The following is a 19234-nucleotide window of genomic DNA, read 5'->3' as shown; positions in this document are numbered from 1 at the left end:
CCCACCATTACGAATGCACCTCTTGAAGCAACGCCATAATCTCAAGGCTTACCGCATCCAGATCCGCATCAATCTCAGCTAAATCACGTGGCGGTTCATACACATAAAAATGACGATTAAACGGAATTTCATAACCGACTATGCCAATTTCACTATCTTGGGCATCACGCTTATCTGCATTAATCCACGCATCCGCCACGTGTGGTTGTACTTCACGCTTAAAATACGACTCAATTAACTCATTCGTGCTTTGACTTGGATCAAGGGCAATGTTTTCCGCATCACGCAAATCACCATCTTGCACAAACTCAACCACTTTGCCTTGGTACTCAAACTGACCATATAACGGATTGGCTTTGGTTTTTACGACTTTATTAATGACAGGTTCAGCATCCGTATTTTTCCAAGTGATTGCATCTAAGAACTGCTTTTTCTCTTTCGTTTCAAGCTTCACTGATGCATCTTTTAAGGCATTTTTGAGCACATCGTCAAAGACATTAAAGTCATCGAATTGCGCCGTACCGATCTTGGTTTGTAATGCTTGGGCTTTATTCAATAACGCACGTTGCTCTAGCCAAAGTTTTGGCTCAAGTACAGTCTTAATGTCTTTTTCTTTTAGCTCGCTAAATTCAGCTTTAATCAGCGCACGAACTTCCTCTTCATACTCTGTTAAATCGCCGTAGCTCTCGGCTGTCCACGTTTCACTATATTGACTATACAAAGTTTGCATCACAGCATTAAATGGCTTAGGCGCAAAACGTAAGCTTTCGATACGCTCATCAGACAACTGTGTCGATAAACGTAAGGGGCGTTCAATGGTCACACGGCGGTAACCAAATTCATAAGTATTAAAAATCTTACTGGCAAAGGTTTTAGCAGATTCAGTTTTAGGGCTTGCAGACTGACGACCACGATTGGATTTTACACCGGCAGGTTTATCGAGTTCACGTGCGTCCATCACCTCAAAGTTACCAAAACTCTGGGTAATCATTTTAATATCTTCTTCGCTCATTTCGTTTCGCTTAGAGCCAAGTGATTTACGCATTTTGCTGTATAAGTTACTGCCATCAATGAGCTGTACTTTGCCTTTACGTTTTGCTTCTTTCTTATTGCTGAGTAACCAAACATAAGTGGCAATGCCCGTGTTATAGAACATATCTGTTGGTAGGGCGATAATCGCCTCTAACAAATCGGCTTCTAAAATATAGCGGCGGATTTCACTTTCACCACTGCCTGCACTCCCTGTAAAGAGGGGCGAGCCGTTTAAGATGATACCGATACGGCTTCCTTGTTGATGCTCAGCATTAGGTTGGCGCATCTTGCTGATCAAATGCATTAAGAATAAAAGCGAGCCATCTGACACACGGGGTAAACCTGCACCAAAACGCCCATCAAAGCCTTTTTGCTCATGCTCATCTTTGATTTCTTGTTCGATCTTTTTCCAGTCCACACCAAAAGGCGGATTGGAGAGCATGTAGTCAAACTTTTCCACGCTCAGTTGATCATTCGACAAAGTATTACCAAGCTTAATGTTTTGAACGTCCTGACCTTTGATCAGCATGTCTGCTTTACAGATCGCATAAGATTCAGGGTTTAACTCCTGACCATAAACTTTGATCACCGCTTCAGGATTATGCTCACGTACATACTCTGTTCCCGAAGATAAAAATCCGCCTGTCCCCGCCGTAGGGTCATATACGGTACGGATAATGCCTTCTTTTGTTAAAGCATCATCATCCTTACCAAACACCAAGCCTGTAGTTAAACGTACAATATCTCGTGGGGTAAAGTGTTCTCCAGCAGTTTCATTTGAACCTTCCGCAAAACGGCGGATCAGTTCTTCAAATACAAGACCCATATCGTGGTTCGAAATAGCAATAGGGCTTAAATCTGTGCTTGCAAATTTCTGTACCACTTTGTAGAGCAAGTTGGCATCGTCCAGCAGTCCTAAAAATTCTTCAAACTTAAAATGCTCGAAGATTTCACGTGCATCTGCTGAAAAGTTTTGAATATAAGTGTTCAAATTAGAACGGATATCTTTTTGACCAAGACTAGTTAGGTTCAGTTCAGAAGTATTAAAGAATGACAAACCGCCTGTGGCTTTTAGAAGCATTTTTTCTTTGGCTTCTTCTGGCAGTGGCATGACTTTGACTTTTTCATTCGCGCTGAGTACATCAGCCTTACTTTTCTCAAGTACACACTCTAAACGACGTAATAACGTAAATGGTAAAATTACACGACCATATTGTGATTGTTTGAAGTCACCGCGTAATAAGTCTGCAACAGACCAAATGAATGCTGCAACCTGAGAAAAGTTGTTATTTGTCATGTAAAACTACCGCTCGCCGTGAGGCAAAAAACTTGAAATTTATAGTGATGATTGTGCCTGATTTATAAGTGTTTTAGCTAGAAGAAATATGAGACAAAAGCTAATTATTGTGTGTTCAGTACAAGCTAAAATTTATTATTCATTTAGATAATTGCGAAATGCTACATCCCAAATAGATTAGGTAATTTTATTTCGAAAATTGAATAAATTATTTACTTGACTTAAGGCTTCATGGGGTTGTTTTGCAAAACAGCAAAAACAACCCTAAACGCATAATTAAAAATTTTATAAATAATTGAAAAATATAAGTAAATCATAGAATATACACTAATCATCATAACCCAATGATTTTGTGATAACCATTTATCATTATTAGTCAATTTTAAGTAAAAAAGAGAGGGGAAAATGGGGCTTACTTTTTTAATTATTTAAGGAATCGTATCTATTTTAGCTAGACGAATGCTTGCAAAAGTTAAACCTGAAATTATTCATTGGTCAGTAAATAAGAAACAAGTTTTTGTTATCGGTTGGTTTCTTCTAAGTGTACTGGTGTGCTTAGGTTTGTTCTCTTTGCAGTCTGATTTTGCTATAGAAAAATATTTATTTAACAGTATTGGCATCTCATTCATTATGGGAATGGCTTTTAATTTTTCTTTAAGAGCAAAAAAGAGAAAACGTCATAATTTTAAGCTTCTTTTAAATTTATTAGGTAACACGGGTAACATGCTTGGTATCAAAGGATTTCAAGTAGTTACCCTTTTGTTTTTTAATAGGAAACGTGGGGTAACATAGGTAATAATTTAGCAAGCAGACAGAATATGTTACCTGTTGTTACCTCTCTATTTCGATGTAGGTAACACCTTCAAAGCCTTTATTTACGAGCGAGTTACCTGTATTACACCTGTTACCTTGCTTTTTAGACATCCCAACTAAAAATAGCTTCTTTGACAACATACACCTTAACGGCTTTTTGTTTCGATGGAATCCTAACAGTTTTACTTGTTTTTCCAATGTCATGTTCCAATAAGCCGTTATCCAATAAAGCTTGTGCGACTTTTCGGCTATCAAGTCCTTTACAAACCTCATTTTTAAATTGCTCAGGGAATATAAGAAACCACTTTTCTCCTTTTTCAATCTTCCAATAACCCACACGATTGTTAATTTTTTCAATATTGTCAGGATCAGCAGTTATAGACTCAAAACGACTGGATTCATTTGCCTCAAAGAATGCTTTCACATGCAAAATATATTCTTTATTTTCATAGTCTCCTACATACTCAGAATCATTCACCCAAGCTTCAAAAACAGTTTTCACGGCGTTAAATGCTGTACCTACTTGCCATCCTGTAATTCCTGCCTGTGTAGCAAGTTCACCTGCGGTAGCAATCAAAGCAAAAGCATTTGCAACACGAGCTATATGACCTTGTTTATGTTCTGCAACCAATTCAAGGTTATATTGCTCTAATAACGCTCTAGCTTGATTGATAGTTGTTTCTTTATCATTAGTTAAGTATTTCAACCATGCTATGCCTGCTAAGCCATAACATTCATTAGAATGCTCTACGAGTAATCTAGACTGCTTTGCGCCATCTTCAGCAAAATCGATCTGATCAAATAAACCATACTCAGACTTACTTATATCAATATCTATCAAACGGATTTCTTGTCCTAATTTGGTTTTTTGTCCGTTCTCTAGCATGATTTCTTTAAGGCTTTTCTCCCCAGTAGAAAGAAAAATAACCTTCCAAGTATATGAGGGCTTAGCCGTAATTTGCTTAGTTAAACGTGCCTTACCTTGACCATTGGCAAGCATGTAAACGATGTTCCCTAATTCCTTTGGATTAGCAACTTCACCAATTTCATCTAACCCTAAAAATCCATCATTATGAATATACGCTGTGTGTTCCAATGCATTGCCTGTGGACTTCCATGTTTTACGATAATGGTCAGGTTTACCCCATACCCCACAAGCTACATTTAAAGCCGTTGTTTTGCCTTTAGATGATTGACCTTTAAAATGTATGCCTACACCTGTTTGTTGCTCAAGTGGTGCAAGTAATTGCCCAGCAAAAGCAGAACTTAATGCAATCACTAATTTAGAATGAGTAGCTATAGGAATAGAAATATTCTTTTTCCATTGCTCTAGAGTGCCTTGTCTTTGATAAATATTTTCAATACTGTGCTCAGTTTGATAAACAATTAAGTCATTCTGTTCATGTATGCCAATCTGCTCATTAGGTAATACAAAAACACTGTCATGCCATCCGACACGATCAACACATAATGCTCTTTTTGCAGTGACATAACTCATTAAATAGCTTTGCAGTAAATTCCTTGCCCTGCTATCGGGTGCAATGATGACCCCTTGATAAGCTAAAGCCTTTCTTAACTCTACACCATCAGATTGAAATAGTTCCATAGATAAGGCTTGGGTGTGTTTAATACCATCTGCATCATACCATTCTAATAATCTACCCCACGCATTGTTGGTTTTATCTCTTGTTAGAGCCAATACTCTGATCGGACTTGAAATATAGCGTTTATTTTCATTATCTTTAGTCTGCTCAATATAGTACAACCCATCTTCTAAATGACGAAAAAAACCATTTCCGAAACGAAAGTGATTAGCCAAATCACCTTTAGATAAAGGAGGATTTTTCAATATTAAATCAATACTATCGCTTAAAAAAACTTGCACATTTTTAACATCATCATCAGCATTCAAATCAATATAATTATTTCCAATATGCTGATTTAATAACTTAATTTCAGTTTTTAATTCTAACTTTTGGAATGGCTCAAGTTGTATATGTTCAGGACGTACAGGCATATACAATTGCGTATATCCTGCATTTGACAATTGTTTACTAACAAATTGTATTTGCTCGAAATCAAATGCCTTAAGTGCAGATAAATGTTTACTGGAAAGGGTAGGTAATACAACCAAAACTACGGCGTAACCTGTTTGAGCAATTTTGAAAAATACCTCTAAATTATGAGTGATAATGATGGGCTTATCTATCTGTAAGTCACCAAAATATGCAAAACCTTGAGCTAACCCATCTGGAATGATTTGTATTCGCTGTTCATTTTGTACTATGGCACATTGAATTGGGTCTAATTGTCCATTTACGATAGGTAATACCAAAGGTTGTTCATAGATCACACCTTCAATATTTACATTAGATTGATCAACATAAACCGGATGTGATGGACTACCAAAGCGCCCAATGATTGGGTGATTTAAATATGCTTCATCCAGTGGATTAAGTACCGTGCAATTTTTGAATATCAGCTTAGGATCATAAAATTCATCTTTCTTGAACTTTTGGGATGATTCCATTTTCATACCCTGAATCTCTTAATAAATTTTGAAAAATGCCATCTCCATACTCGATAGAGATGACTAAATTTTTAAGTAGATAGTCCATAGAATAAATATTTTTACTCTATGAACTATAAGAAATGCGCTATTACTTTTGTTTTTGCGTAATACGAGTAAGAATCCATTCTTCTACATCAGATTCGATCCAAGCTACACGGCGGATGGACAATGTAACTGGTTTAGGAAATTGATTTTTTTGCATTAAAGCATATATAGACGAAGCGCCTAAGCCAGTTCTTGATTGAACTTCTTTACGGCGGATTAGACGAATAGAATTAGGTGTGTTTGTTTGATCTTTCATTAATATATCCAAATTAGCTCATGTAAGCATTCAGACACAAAAGGAAAATACAGTAATAAAGTCCTTTATTTAGAAAAACATAAACTCTAGAGCTCCCCAAAAAAAGGAACACTTTCTCTTTGCAAAATTAAAATCATTGCAAAAAAATTGATCTAGGCTATATTTATATTTAACTATTTTTGACTGTTTACATTCTGTATTTCCAGTTTGTGCTTGTGAAAGCGGTTAAAAAATACAAGTAATGACTCGTAATCATTACTAACTTGATTAGGGCTACTTAGGTACTGGTAATATCTTTGTTAGCCCTTTTCTTTAGAGTTAATTGAACTCTGTAGACAATACTCTATCAAATAAATTCAATCCCGCAACTTAAATTAAATATTATAAAAATCAAAAACATAAATAGGATTTATATAAAAATATAAACGCATTTATATTTTTATAATCTTCATTTATATCTATTTATATTTTTCAATAAAAAGAATAAAAATCACCCAAAAATCATGTTTTCTATACTTATAAATATAAATGTACTTATATTTTTTGAAACATTTTATTACATTTAACCAGTTAATGAATTTTTTACTTGATTAAAAAAAATCAAATTTGGTTCATAAATCACACTAAAAATAAAATTACTCCATTTTTGCATCATCTCTTTTCTTTCCTCGGCATACTCTGCTTTGTTATAAACTGCACGTACACCTACTGCCGAATGATTAAGGCACTTCTCAATAGCATCACGATTAAATCCTTGCTCATTTAGGTGGGTGCTTGCTGTTCGACGTAAATCATGAATGGTAAAATCGGGTATATCCGTCAATCTAAGGGCATTTTTTTGAGAGGTATTAAAAGCATTGTGACTAAAATGAGTTCCTGACTGTCTCCCAACAAAAACATAAGGCTCATCACCTGCAATTGTTTTCAACTCTTTTAATATTTCTATAATCTGATCTGACATATAAACAATCATTTCACGGCTATTACCTGTCTTACTATCAGCTTTAGTCACTGGAATAAGCCATATCCGTTTTTCAAAATCTATATGTGACCATTCTGCTTTTAATAATTCAGATTTGCGTAACAAGGTCAGCAAGGACAGTAATAAACCTAGCTTTCTAGGTCTATAGATACGTGAATTTAAGAGGGTAGTGTAAAACTTGCGTATTTCATCAGTAGTTAAATACCGATCTCTCGATTTACTCTTAAATACGTGTCGAGTTGGAATAGCTAAAACAGGATTGAAAGGTACAATTCCAAGGGTCACAGCATAATCAAACATACGCTTTAATAAGCCCCTGACTTGATTAGCCGAAGCATCATAACCTTGTTCTTTCTTACGCCATATCACACGGCGTACATCGTCAGTGGTGATCTTGTTTACTGCTATATGCCCAATAAATGGATAAATATCATTGTTCAAACATAAAATTAAGTTATATGGATTTTTTCTATCTTTTTTGATGACTTCATTTAAATAACGTTCACCATAATCTTTAAGTAAAACACTTTTCAATCGACCTGCTTTCTTATCTTCTTTCTCTTGTTTAGGTGAAATACCTTTAGCCACCTTAGAAGCTGATTCATCACGAATTTGCCTAGCATCTTTTAAAGAAAGATCAGGATAGCGACCGATAACAAGTCTTTCTTGTTTTCCCTCAAAGGTATAACGGTAATGCCAAGACTTAACGCCTGATTCTTTAACTTCAATGAATAAGCCATTATTTAACTTGTCTTTCACTGAATAACGCTTTTCTTGTGCTTTAAAGTTTTGAATTTCTCTATCTGTTGAGAAAACCATACTATTTATCTTTGGCAAAGCTTAGTCACTCATGCATAAATTTAGTCTTTTAAAGTCACGTAACTATTAAGTGACTAAAAAAATCATAGCACTAGATGAGTATATAGAACATATAAGAACAATAAAAAGGTGATAAAAAAGCACTAAGTATTTAAAACTTAATGCTATTTAATTTATATGGTAACTAATTAGAACATATTATATTTTTATTATTTTTTGAGATTACTTTCCAATACAGAACGATCCAAAAATTACACCCAGCAAATCATCTGCACTAAAGTCACCTGTAATCTCACCTAATGCATTTTGTGCTAAACGTAACGATTCTGCGACCAATTCACCTGCTTGAAAAACCACAAGTTGCTCATGTGCCTCAGCAAGATAGTGCTGAGTGCGCTTCATTGCGTCTAAATGACGAGTTCGAGCAATAAAGGTATCTTCTTCTGGTTGGAAGCCTGCATGCGCTGTAATCGCATCTATGAGCGCTTGCACACCTGTTTCCTGTTTTGCTGAAACAGTAATATGGCGGAAACCTTCAAAATCACTTAATTCAGCTTGTTGTGCTGTCAAATCACACTTATTCCCAATCAGCATCAGACGTTTTGGTTCAAGATGATCTGCAAAATATTCCTGTGCCAAAGCCAAAGGATTTTCACCTTGGCTCAAGTCATACACCAAAAGCAATAAATCTGCTTGTTCAATTTCTTTGATGGCACGACGAATCCCTTCACGCTCCACCACATCACCTGTTTCACGTAAACCTGCTGTATCCGTTAAGGTGATTGGTAAACCATTTAAAGTGATTTTTTCATGAAGCACATCACGTGTCGTCCCCGCAATATCTGTAACAATGGCACGATCATTGCCTGCCAAAGCATTCAGCAACGAAGATTTACCTGCATTCGGTTTTCCTGCGATGACTACTTGTAAGCCTTCACGGAGTAATTGCCCTTGACGTGCAGAGATCTGAACCTCAGTTACCGAAGCTTGTACACCTTCAAGCAAGGCTAAAATTTTACCATCTGCTAGAAAATCAATTTCTTCTTCGGGAAAATCAATCGCAGCTTCTACATGCAAACGCAAATGAATTAAATTTTGTAAGACTGTATTTACCTTATTGGAAAATGCACCTTGAAGCGAACGTACTGCGGAACGCGCAGCTGCTTGTGATGTCGCATCAATCAAATCGGCAATCGCTTCTGCTTGTACCAAATCCATTTTACCATTTTCAAAAGCACGCATGGAAAATTCGCCTGCTTTAGCAGCAGTTGCACCAAGTTCTAACAAACGGGCAAGCAGGGCATTTTGAATCACAGGGCCACCATGACCTTGTAATTCAACCACATCTTCACCAGTGAATGAGTGTGGGTTTGGGAAACAAATCGCCAGCCCCTCATCCATCACTTCGCCTTGATCATCAAAAAACTGACGGAAACCTGCAAAGCGCGCTTTCGGTAATTCTTTTTGTGTCAAGGCTTGAGCAATCACATAGGCTTTTGGGCCAGATAGACGAATCACACCTACACCACCACGTCCAGGAGGTGTTGCAATGGCAGCGATTGTGGTCAGGTTGATACTATTCGTCATGTAAATCTACTCAAATTTTGACAATAAAAAAATCCGCCTAAGATTAGCATCTCAAGCGGATTTTTTCAGCAGTTGGATTGATGTTTAAATCAATTAAACCACTTCTGGTTCAGCTTTCGCTTTTTCAACAGATTTGTTGATAAACCATTGCTGTAAAATTGTGATCGAGTTGTTCACAATCCAGTACAAAACTAGACCAGCAGGGAAGAACAACATGAATACAGTGAACATAATCGGCATGATTTTGAACACTTTTGCTTGCATAGGATCAGTTGGCTGTGGGTTCAACATTTGTTGAACAAACATGGTCACACCCATGATCAACGGCAAGATGAACCAAGGATCCATCGCAGATAAATCTTGAATCCAAAGCATCCACGGTGCATGACGAAGCTCAACAGACTCCATCAATACCCAATACAATGCAAGGAAGATTGGCATTTGTAGAAGGAGCGGTAAACAACCAGCAAGAGGATTTACTTGTTCACGTTTGTAAAGCGCCATCATCTCTTGAGAGAAACGCATGCGGTCTTCACCAAATTCTTCTTTCATGCGTTGCATTTCAGGTGCAATCACACGCATTTTCGCCATAGAACGATAGCTCTTAGACGATAATGGCCAAAGAATCAGTTTCACCAATACAGTCAATAGAATAATTGACCAACCCCAGTTACCCACTAAATTATGGAAGAACTGTAAGCCTGCAAACAATAACTTCGCAATCGGCCATAACCAACCATAATCAACAGTTTGGTTTAAACCTGCTGCCAAATCTTTTAACTCAGATTGAATTTTTGGACCAGAATAGAACGTCGCATCAATGCTCATTGCTTTACCAGCAGGAACATTAATCGTTGGAGAGGTAAATCCAATGATATTCATACCATCTGCAGATTTACGAGATTCCAGTTTTGCTGTGTATTGTTGACCACCAAAATGACCTGGCATCCAAGCACTTACAAAGTAATGCTGAACCATTGCCACCCAACCACCTTTCGCTTCGGTATTGAGTTTTTCATCAGTAAAATTAGCAAACTTTAATTTATTGTAGTGTTCATCAGGCGTACCCCAAGCACCACCAAGATATGTTCCAAGGGTGAAAATACCTTGTGAAGTTTTACCAGGATCATCCGAGTTATCACGTTTGATCTGACCGAACATTTGTCCTTGCCAGTTCTGTGCGCTACGGTTAACCACCTGATAGCTCACATCAATCGGATATTCACCTTTTTTAACGGTAAATGTTTTGATGATTTCGACGCCATCTGCCGATTTTAATACCATTGGTATGGTTAAAACATCAGAGGTCTTACCGTCTTTATCTTTAGTCGCTTTCGCGTCAGCAAGCGTATAAGTCGCTTTTTCGAACGCATAATTTGGACGATCTGGTTTACTGTCTGGACCATTGAGTCCGATTAACCCAGATTGTGCCACATAGGTACGTTTTGCATCACTTTCAAGCATAACAAAAGGCTGATCGCTATCTTTACTTTTGTCATGATTCAGTAATTCAATACGAACAATATCACCACCTTTCGGACTAATCCAAAGATGATAAAGGTCAGTTTGTACTGAAATCAGTTGTTGATTTGCTGTGGCTGGCGCAGCTGTATTTTGTTGTGCAGCAGCTACATTGGCTTGCGGAACATCGCTAGTAGTCGCAGTTGCTTGACCTTTTGGCAAATCGGCAGAGACATCATGAGCCACAACAGCCTGCGGAGTCGCAGCCTTCGTTGTAGCATCCTGACCATAGTCTTTTTGCCAAGCCAAAATGAGCAAATATGCGGTGACTAACATGGCCCCAAGGATTGCAAACCTGGCCCATTGTTGCATATCTATTACCCCAAGTGGTTAGAGTGATTTTGGTTCAATAAACGTTCACGCAAGGGTACAGGAACATGAAGCGTTTGAGAATCTATTTGCTGAAATGAAATAAAACGAATTGTTTTTTTCGGCACAGGATCATAACCATAACCACCCCATGGATGACAACGACAGACACGTTTAGTGGCTAACCAGCTGCCTTTTAATGCGCCGTGTGTGTGGATTGCTTCTAACGAATATTGAGAACAAGTCGGAATATAACGACAACGGGGTCCAATGAGCGGACTAATCGCAATTTGATAGAAACGGATCAACCAATGCAATATACGAATCATTGGCTTCCTCTATTTTTGAGGGGAGGATTGAGCTATTTTATGGTGCTTTTTAACAATACGTTGCAATTTTAACCAAGCAAATTCTAACTGCTGAAACAATTCAGCATTGGGTACAGTTTCAATACCTACTTTAGGCATGACCACAATATCCAATAAGTCAATATTTTGCTGGTTTAAACGAAAACTTTCACGTGTTAAACGTTTTATTCGATTTCTTTCATGCGCACGGCGCACTTTCTTCTTAGCAACAACAATACCCAAACGGCTTTTAGGCTGTTCGGTTAACTTTGCTAAAAAAATAAAATGGGGTTGATGCACTTTAAAAAGCGCACCATCAAATACACCTTTGTAATCTGCAGCACAATGGATTCTCACCGCTGGACTGAAACTATAAAGAGACATAACACCCAAAGTCATGTACTAACTAACTGTCTAACGAATTAAACAGTTAAGCTGTGACGACCTTTTGCACGACGGCGAGCTAATACTTGACGACCAGCCTTAGTAGCCATACGAGCACGGAAACCATGAACGCGCTTACGCTTTAATTCAGATGGTTGGAATGTACGTTTCATATCGAAACTCCAAAATTGATCTTTTCTAAAGGTTCGCGATTATATTGTGCATTCCTTATTCAGTCAATGAATATTGCCTTAACTTTACGATATTCGTTGTTATTTTACACATCTATAGAATTTCATCATTTTATATAGATAAAGTAATCAAAAAAATATTCACAACATAACTTATTATTTTATAGTATAAATAGAAGTTACCAACAGATATATCCTCAAAGTTATCCATAGGTTTAAAAAATTTTAAATTTAATTCGCGATTTTTAAATTTAAAATCTTGGGAATTTAAATTCATAACATTGAACTTATCCACAGAAAGCTCTGCTCTTATAAATAAATTCAAATTTAAAATTTAAATTTATTATTATTAGCACTCATTTTTTCTGTGGGAAACGCACTTTTGTTTTTAAATAACATTTACTTAAGTTGTGAATAACTGTGTTTTTATTAATTTGATAGATTGTGGATAAGTTTATGTGCTAATTTATCCACAGCAAGTGGTAAATCTTATCCACAAGTGGTTTAAATTTAAATTTATTTGCGGAAAGTTGTTTTTTTAAACGAATTAGACCGAATTGGTCATGACAGATGTGGATAACTTGGTTAGAATGGCGACCCCCTTAATCTGTGCACAGGGGTAAATGGTCTTTTTTGAATTTAAAATGGAATGAAGGGGTTTCACATGCTTTGGACGGACTGCTTAACTCGCTTGCGACAAGAGCTCTCTGATAATGTCTTTGCCATGTGGATTCGTCCTTTGGTTGCAGAAGAAGTCGATGGGACTTTAAAACTGTATGCACCTAATCCATATTGGACGCGCTACATTCAAGAGCATCATATTGAGCTTATTTCTATTCTGGCTGAACAACTCTCAGAAGGACGAGTACGTAAAGTTGAAATATTAGTCGATTCTCGTCCAGGTGCTATTCTTTCAGCATCTGAACAACCTGCGACGACTACAGCAGCATTAGACAGTACTCCAAATGAAGCGCCTGTTGCTAAAATCAAAAAAGAAAAAGAACACGATGTTATTTCACCTAAAAACAATAAGAAAAGACAGCTTAACCCATTGTTTAACTTTGCATTATTTGTTGAGGGTCGTTCTAACCAAATGGCCGCTGAAACGTGTCGCAAAGTTTTAACACAACTGGGCGAACCGCAACATAATCCATTATTCCTTTATGGTCCAACAGGTCTAGGTAAAACACACTTAATGCAAGCAGTCGGGAATGCTTTATTACAAGCCAAGCCGAATGCACGTGTGATGTATATGACTGCGGAAAGTTTCGTCCAAGATTTTGTCAGTTCTTTACAAAAGGGCAAAGTCGAAGAGTTCAAAAAGAACTGTCGTTCTTTAGATTTACTCTTGGTTGATGATATTCATTTATTGGCTGGTAAAGAAGCAAGTTTGGTTGAGTTTTTCTATACTTTCAATGCTTTATTAGATGAATCTAAACAAATTATTTTAACTTCAGACCGTTATCCGAAAGAACTAACAGAACTTGATCCACGTCTAGTTTCTCGTTTTTCTTGGGGATTGTCAGTCGGTGTCGAACCACCTGATATTGAAACACGTATCGAAATTTTATTAAAAAAAGCGGAAAGCAGTGGTATAGATTTACCACGTAACTGCGCTTTATTTATCGCACAACAAGTGGTTGCCAATGTCCGTGAACTTGAAGGTGCATTAAACAAAGTCGTTGCTATTTCTCGTTTCAAAGGTTCTGCGATTGATTTGGATGTGGTACGAGAATCACTGAAAGATGTTCTGGCAATCCGTGCACGTACCATCAGTACTGAAAATATCCAACGCGTGGTCAGCGAATATTTCCGTATTCCACTCAAAGAACTCGTGGGCCCTAAGCGTACCCGTATCTATGCACGTCCACGTCAGTTGGCAATGGGTTTAGCACGTGAATTGACTGGGGATAGTTTCCCTGAGATTGGTATGGCATTTGGTGGTCGTGATCACAGTACCGTGATGCATGCTTGTGAAAAAGTGCAAAGCTTACGTGATGAAGATCCAATTTTTAATGAGGATTATAAAAACCTCATGCGTCTGTTACAAAGCTAAAATTTGTTCAAATTCGACACTTGCAAAGCGGCATAAACTGCCGCATAGTACGTCATTAAAAAAATTTTATTATCCACATTTTCTGTCAAATTTTTAGAGGAATTCCACCGTGCGTTTGAAAATCGCGAAAGAAAGCTTACTCAACGTTTTATCCCATGTGGTGGGAGCTGTTGAGCGTCGCCATACTTTAAATATTCTTTCAAACGTAAAAATTCAAGCGACTAATCAGTCACTTACTGTAACGGGTTCGGATTTAGAAGTGGAGCTTGTTGCAAGTACAAGTTTGGCAGAAGGTGCATGTTTACAAGCAGGGGAGACGACTGTTCCTGCACGTAAATTGGTGGATATTTGTAAATCATTACCGACTGCGGCATTGATTGATTTACAAATTACAGAAGATCAACGCTGTATTTTAAAATCAGGCAATAGCCGTTTTGTTTTAGGTACATTACCAGCAGAAGACTACCCGTTATTGACCAATGAAAATAGTCAAGGGACTCAGGTTCAAGTGACTGAGCGTGAATTAAAACGTTTATTTGAAAAAACCTCATTTGCGATGGCGGTTCAAGATGTACGTTTCTATTTAACGGGTACTTTATTGGAAATTGATGAAAATCAATTACGCGCTGTGACCACAGACGGTCACCGTTTAGCATTGTGTGAAACTTTAGCGTCTTCAAATTCAACACAATTGGTTCAAGCGATTGTTCCACGTAAAGCGGTGGGTGAATTACAACGTCTACTCAGCATTGAAGATGAGCAATTAACGTTGTTGATAGGTCGTGAATTGTTGAATGTTACCATTCAAACTGCAAGTAAAGATAAAGAACAAGGCGATATTACAGTACGTTTCACCACGAAACTGATTGATGGTAAATTCCCTGATTACCGCCGTGTGATTCCACGTGGTGGCGATAAAGTAGTAAATATTCCACACGATGTTTTTAAACAATCTCTGCAACGTGTTGCGATCTTAAGTAATGAAAAATTGCGCGGTGTGTTCTTAAACTTTAATGCCGATTCTTTGCAATTACGTGCCAATAACCCAGAGCAAGATGAAGCGATTGAAGATTTAGCGATTCAATATGCAAATGCACCGATGGAAATGTCGTTCAATGCGCAATATATTCTCGATGTTTTAAGCGTATTAGATGGTGATGATGTTGCAATGACCATGTCTGAGGCGAATCAATCGGTATTGGTACAAGACCCAACACAGCCAAATCAGACTTATGTTGTGATGCCAATGCGTGTGTAATTGTTTTAAATTAACTTTTTAATTTATTGTCATGCATATTACGCGTTTAAATATACAACGTGTTCGAAATTTACAGACGGTTGCACTCCATGAGTTGCAGCCGTTTAATGTTTTTTATGGACAAAATGGTTCAGGTAAAACTTCGATCTTAGAAGCGATTCATTTATTGGCAACAGGGCGTTCATTCCGAACCCATATTCCTAAAAACTACATTCAAAATAACCAAGCAGATGCGATTGTTTTTGCCCAATCTATGACTGAAAAAATTGGCATGCAAAAACTGCAAAGCGGTGAGCAACTCATTAAAGTCAATGGGGACACAGTTGCGACACAAGGGCAACTTGCCAAGATATTACCACTACAACTGATTGACCCTCTCAGCACTGATATTATTGATCATGGTGCAAAGCCACGACGACAATTGCTCGATTGGCTCATGTTTCACGTGGAACCCGATTTTTATCATGCATGGCAATACTATTCTCGTGCCTTAAAACAAAGAAATAGTTTGCTTAAAATTCAGAGAAATCTGACGCCGCAAGATTTGGAACCGTGGAACAAAATGCTGAGTGATTATGGTGAGGTTTTACATTCTCAGCGTGTCGAAATTGTGGAACAGTGGAAAATCTATTTACAAGAAGATTTAGCCCAATTACTGCCCGATTTAAGCATTGAAATGGAATATAGCGCAGGGTTCCATGTGGAACATGGTTTGGCGCAAGACCTTGTTCAATACCACCAAAAAGACGTTGATCGACGTTATACCGAGTATGGGCCACATCGTGCTGATATACGCTTAAAAACAGCCATGGGCGATGCCGATGTAGTGCTTTCACGAGGGCAAAAAAAGTTATTAATAATGGCTTTAAAACTGTCACAAATTGCCATGTTACATGCCTGTAATAAGGAAACTGTGGTATTATTAGATGATGTAACAGCAGAATTAGATTTAAGCGCACAACAACGTTTAATTGAGCGATTGAGCCAGCTTGGTAGTCAAGTTTTTATTACCACACTAGACCATGAATCAGTAAAAAAACATTTACATGATTTGTCTATTTCCTACCAGTTATTCAACGTTGACCAAGGTCAAGTGAGTGTTGTTGCGCGATGATTTTATTTTTTAGCCAATTTTGGAATGACCTATTTTTCACTAGGGAGAAACCATGAGTTCAGAAGATCAAATCGCTTCTCAAACAGAACAAACCAATGACAAGGCTTATGATTCCTCTAGTATCAAAGTATTACGTGGTCTAGATGCAGTCCGTAAACGCCCAGGCATGTATATTGGTGATACTGATGATGGTTCAGGCTTACACCATATGGTTTTTGAGGTCGTGGATAATGCGATTGACGAAGCTTTAGCTGGGCATTGTGACGAAATTTTAGTGACCATTCATGAAGATGAATCTGTCAGTGTTTCCGATAATGGTCGTGGTATCCCTACCGATATTCACCCTGAAGAAGGGGTGTCTGCAGCAGAAGTAATTCTGACTATTCTGCATGCTGGTGGTAAGTTTGATGATAATAGCTATAAAGTATCAGGTGGTTTGCACGGTGTAGGTGTATCCGTAGTTAACGCTTTATCAAGTAAGCTTGAATTAACCATTCATCGTGCTGGACAGATTCACCAACAAGAATATAAACATGGTGATCCTGTATATCCATTGAAAGCAATTGGTGAAACATCGACGACAGGTACTACAGTCCGTTTTTGGCCGAGTGCTGAAACATTTAGCCAAACTATTTTTAATGTGGATATTTTAGCGCGTCGTTTGCGTGAGCTTTCATTCTTGAATGCTGGTGTTCGTATTGTATTACGTGATAATCGTGTCGATTTAGAACATGTATTTGACTATGAAGGTGGTTTGTCTGAGTTCGTAAAATATATTAACCAAGGCAAAACTCATCTCAATGATATTTTCCATTTCACTACACTTGCTGACAATGGCATTGGTGTTGAAGTTGCGTTGCAGTGGAATGATACCTATCAAGAAAATGTTCGTTGCTTTACCAACAACATTCCACAAAAAGATGGTGGTACGCATTTAGCAGGTTTCCGTGCAGCATTAACCCGTGGTTTAAACAGCTACATGGAAAATGAAAGCTTACTCAAAAAAGAGAAAGTTGCGGTCACTGGTGATGATGCGCGTGAAGGTTTGACTGCAATTGTTTCAGTGAAAGTGCCTGATCCTAAGTTCTCTTCACAAACCAAAGAAAAATTGGTGTCGAGTGAAGTGAAACCTGCTGTAGAGCAGGCAATGAATAAATCATTCTCAGAATATTTATTGGAAAATCCTCAAGCAGCGAAATCAATCGCAGGCAAAATTATTGATGCAGCACGTGCACGTGATGCAGCGCGTAAAGCACGTGAAATGACACGTCGCAAAAGTGCTTTGGACATTGCAGGCTTACCAGGTAAATTGGCAGATTGCCAAGAAAAAGATCCAGCACTTTCTGAACTTTACCTCGTCGAGGGTGACTCTGCGGGCGGTTCTGCGAAGCAAGGTCGTAACCGTAAGATGCAAGCGATTCTGCCGTTGAAAGGTAAAATCCTGAACGTAGAACGTGCGCGTTTTGACAAAATGATTTCATCTCAAGAAGTCGGCACACTGATTACTGCATTAGGTTGTGGTATTGGTCGTGAAGAATATAATCCAGACAAATTACGTTATCACAAAATCATCATCATGACCGATGCGGACGTGGATGGTTCACACATTCGTACTTTGTTGCTGACTTTCTTCTTCCGTCAAATGCCTGAGCTTGTGGAACGTGGTTATATCTATATTGCTCAACCACCATTGTATAAATTGAAAAAGGGTAAGCAAGAGCAATACATTAAGGATAATGATGCTTTAGAAACTTACTTGATTTCAAATGCAATTGATGAGCTTGAGCTACATGTCAGTGCTGACGCACCAGCGATTCGTGGTGTGGCATTAGAGAAAGTGATCGCTGATTATCAAACTTCACAAAAAAGTTTACATCGTTTAACTGTACGCTATCCTGCATCATTATTAGACGGTTTATTGAGCTTAGACGCGTTTAAACTAGATCAAAATAACGATCAAGACTATGTACAACAATGGGGCGACAAGCTTCGTTTGGCGATAGAAACAGCACAACCAAGCTTACGTCCTGAACTGAGCTTAGAAGCATTTGATAAAGAAAATTCAGATGGAATAAAAACAACTGTTTATTTCCCTCGTATTACCATTTATGTGCATAATTTACCGCACAGTTATTTACTCGATGCGGGTTTATTGTCTTCGAGTGAGTATAAGCGTTTATTGCAAAACTCGAAAAGCTGGTTCACTTTGCTTGAAAATGGCGCATATTTGCAAAAAGGTGAGCGTAAAATTTATGTTTCTACGTTCCACCAAGTATGGCAACAAATCTTAGCTGATTCACGCAAAGGCATGATGATCCAACGCTATAAAGGCTTGGGTGAGATGAATGCAGAACAACTTTGGGAAACCACAATGGATCCTGAAAACCGTAATATGCTTCAAGTGACGATCGATGATGCAATCGAAGCGGATCGTATGTTTGCGTGTTTAATGGGTGATGATGTTGAACCACGTCGTGCATTCATTGAAGAAAATGCTTTGAATGCAGATATTGATGCTTAATTGTTATTGTTTGAAGTATAAAAGGGAATAAACCAAGGTTTATTCCCTTTTTTATTGAATTGAATGATGTGGATTCAGGATAATAAATCATAAAAAACCAGCTCATTTGAACTGGTTTTTTATTTGCTTG

General features: G+C 37.8%; 14 protein-coding genes. 5 read left to right on the top strand and 9 right to left on the bottom strand.

What is annotated here, in order from left to right:
- Positions 1-7: 7 nt before the first annotated feature.
- Positions 8-2329 (bottom strand): type I restriction-modification system subunit M, encoded by a 2322-nt coding sequence (locus tag EXE10_RS09425; protein WP_130113185.1) that lies wholly within the window; start codon positions 2327-2329, stop codon positions 8-10.
- Between the two features lie 459 nt (positions 2330-2788).
- Here EXE10_RS09425 and EXE10_RS09420 point away from each other — a divergent pair, with 459 nt between their 5' ends.
- A complete protein-coding gene (locus tag EXE10_RS09420; protein WP_130113184.1) occupies positions 2789-3121 on the top strand; it encodes a hypothetical protein in 333 nt (110 codons plus the stop codon).
- Positions 3122-3245: 124 nt separating this feature from the next.
- On the opposite strand, the gene EXE10_RS09415 is transcribed toward EXE10_RS09420, so the two are convergent.
- The 8 genes from EXE10_RS09415 to rpmH form a co-directional block, all read right to left on the bottom strand.
- Complete coding sequence (locus EXE10_RS09415) at positions 3246-5678, bottom strand: DUF927 domain-containing protein (RefSeq protein ID WP_130113183.1); 2433 nt, start codon at positions 5676-5678, stop codon at positions 3246-3248.
- Positions 5679-5802: 124 nt separating this feature from the next.
- Positions 5803-6015, bottom strand: coding sequence for a helix-turn-helix transcriptional regulator (locus tag EXE10_RS09410; RefSeq protein ID WP_130113182.1), 213 nt, complete (start codon positions 6013-6015; stop codon positions 5803-5805).
- Between the two features lie 562 nt (positions 6016-6577).
- Positions 6578-7816, bottom strand: coding sequence for a tyrosine-type recombinase/integrase (locus tag EXE10_RS09405; RefSeq protein ID WP_130113181.1), 1239 nt, complete (start codon positions 7814-7816; stop codon positions 6578-6580).
- Between the two features lie 222 nt (positions 7817-8038).
- On the bottom strand, positions 8039-9403 hold the full coding sequence (gene mnmE / locus EXE10_RS09400; RefSeq protein WP_130113180.1) for a tRNA uridine-5-carboxymethylaminomethyl(34) synthesis GTPase MnmE: 1365 nt from the start codon (positions 9401-9403) through the stop codon (positions 8039-8041).
- 93 nt (positions 9404-9496) lie between these two features.
- Positions 9497-11236, bottom strand: a complete 1740-nt coding sequence (gene yidC / locus EXE10_RS09395) for a membrane protein insertase YidC (RefSeq protein ID WP_068974159.1) — start codon at positions 11234-11236, stop codon at positions 9497-9499.
- Positions 11237-11241: 5 nt separating this feature from the next.
- A complete protein-coding gene (yidD, locus tag EXE10_RS09390; protein WP_068974158.1) occupies positions 11242-11562 on the bottom strand; it encodes a membrane protein insertion efficiency factor YidD in 321 nt (106 codons plus the stop codon).
- 9 nt (positions 11563-11571) lie between these two features.
- The gene (rnpA, locus tag EXE10_RS09385) at positions 11572-11964 is read right to left on the bottom strand and encodes a ribonuclease P protein component (protein ID WP_068974157.1); all 393 of its coding nucleotides are present in this window, start codon (positions 11962-11964) and stop codon (positions 11572-11574) included.
- Positions 11965-12002: 38 nt separating this feature from the next.
- Positions 12003-12137, bottom strand: a complete 135-nt coding sequence (rpmH, locus tag EXE10_RS09380; RefSeq protein WP_000831329.1) for a 50S ribosomal protein L34 — start codon at positions 12135-12137, stop codon at positions 12003-12005.
- 682 nt (positions 12138-12819) lie between these two features.
- Here rpmH and dnaA point away from each other — a divergent pair.
- The 4 genes from dnaA (at position 12820) to gyrB (ending at position 19104) form a co-directional block, all read left to right on the top strand.
- A complete protein-coding gene (dnaA, locus tag EXE10_RS09375) occupies positions 12820-14211 on the top strand; it encodes a chromosomal replication initiator protein DnaA (RefSeq protein WP_130113179.1) in 1392 nt (463 codons plus the stop codon).
- A gap of 109 nt (positions 14212-14320) precedes the next feature.
- Positions 14321-15469, top strand: a complete 1149-nt coding sequence (gene dnaN / locus EXE10_RS09370) for a DNA polymerase III subunit beta (RefSeq protein WP_068974155.1) — start codon at positions 14321-14323, stop codon at positions 15467-15469.
- Positions 15470-15500: 31 nt separating this feature from the next.
- A complete protein-coding gene (recF, locus tag EXE10_RS09365) occupies positions 15501-16583 on the top strand; it encodes a DNA replication/repair protein RecF (RefSeq protein WP_130113178.1) in 1083 nt (360 codons plus the stop codon).
- A 52-nt stretch (positions 16584-16635) separates the two neighbouring features.
- Positions 16636-19104 (top strand): DNA topoisomerase (ATP-hydrolyzing) subunit B, encoded by a 2469-nt coding sequence (gene gyrB / locus EXE10_RS09360; protein ID WP_130113177.1) that lies wholly within the window; start codon positions 16636-16638, stop codon positions 19102-19104.
- Positions 19105-19234: the final 130 nt, after the last annotated feature.

The sequence above is a fragment of the Acinetobacter sp. WCHAc060033 genome (assembly GCF_004209125.1).
Taxonomy (GTDB): domain Bacteria; phylum Pseudomonadota; class Gammaproteobacteria; order Pseudomonadales; family Moraxellaceae; genus Acinetobacter; species Acinetobacter wuhouensis.
The sequence above is the reverse complement of the archived record's forward strand: the minus strand, read 5'-3'. Positions and strand labels throughout refer to the sequence as shown.

Excerpts from the sequence above, each read along its gene's own strand:
- EXE10_RS09405 (WP_130113181.1), bottom strand. The coding sequence starts at position 7,816 with ATGGTTTTCTCAACAGATAGAGAAATTCAAAACTTTAAAGCACAAGAA.
- EXE10_RS09420 (WP_130113184.1), top strand. The coding sequence starts at position 2,789 with ATGCTTGCAAAAGTTAAACCTGAAATTATTCATTGGTCAGTAAATAAG.
- gyrB (WP_130113177.1), top strand. The coding sequence starts at position 16,636 with ATGAGTTCAGAAGATCAAATCGCTTCTCAAACAGAACAAACCAATGAC.
- EXE10_RS09425 (WP_130113185.1), bottom strand. The coding sequence starts at position 2,329 with ATGACAAATAACAACTTTTCTCAGGTTGCAGCATTCATTTGGTCTGTT.
- yidC (WP_068974159.1), bottom strand. The coding sequence starts at position 11,236 with ATGCAACAATGGGCCAGGTTTGCAATCCTTGGGGCCATGTTAGTCACC.
- rpmH (WP_000831329.1), bottom strand. The coding sequence starts at position 12,137 with ATGAAACGTACATTCCAACCATCTGAATTAAAGCGTAAGCGCGTTCAT.
- EXE10_RS09410 (WP_130113182.1), bottom strand. The coding sequence starts at position 6,015 with ATGAAAGATCAAACAAACACACCTAATTCTATTCGTCTAATCCGCCGT.
- recF (WP_130113178.1), top strand. The coding sequence starts at position 15,501 with ATGCATATTACGCGTTTAAATATACAACGTGTTCGAAATTTACAGACG.
- mnmE (WP_130113180.1), bottom strand. The coding sequence starts at position 9,403 with ATGACGAATAGTATCAACCTGACCACAATCGCTGCCATTGCAACACCT.
- rnpA (WP_068974157.1), bottom strand. The coding sequence starts at position 11,964 with ATGTCTCTTTATAGTTTCAGTCCAGCGGTGAGAATCCATTGTGCTGCA.
- dnaA (WP_130113179.1), top strand. The coding sequence starts at position 12,820 with ATGCTTTGGACGGACTGCTTAACTCGCTTGCGACAAGAGCTCTCTGAT.
- EXE10_RS09415 (WP_130113183.1), bottom strand. The coding sequence starts at position 5,678 with ATGAAAATGGAATCATCCCAAAAGTTCAAGAAAGATGAATTTTATGAT.
- yidD (WP_068974158.1), bottom strand. The coding sequence starts at position 11,562 with ATGATTCGTATATTGCATTGGTTGATCCGTTTCTATCAAATTGCGATT.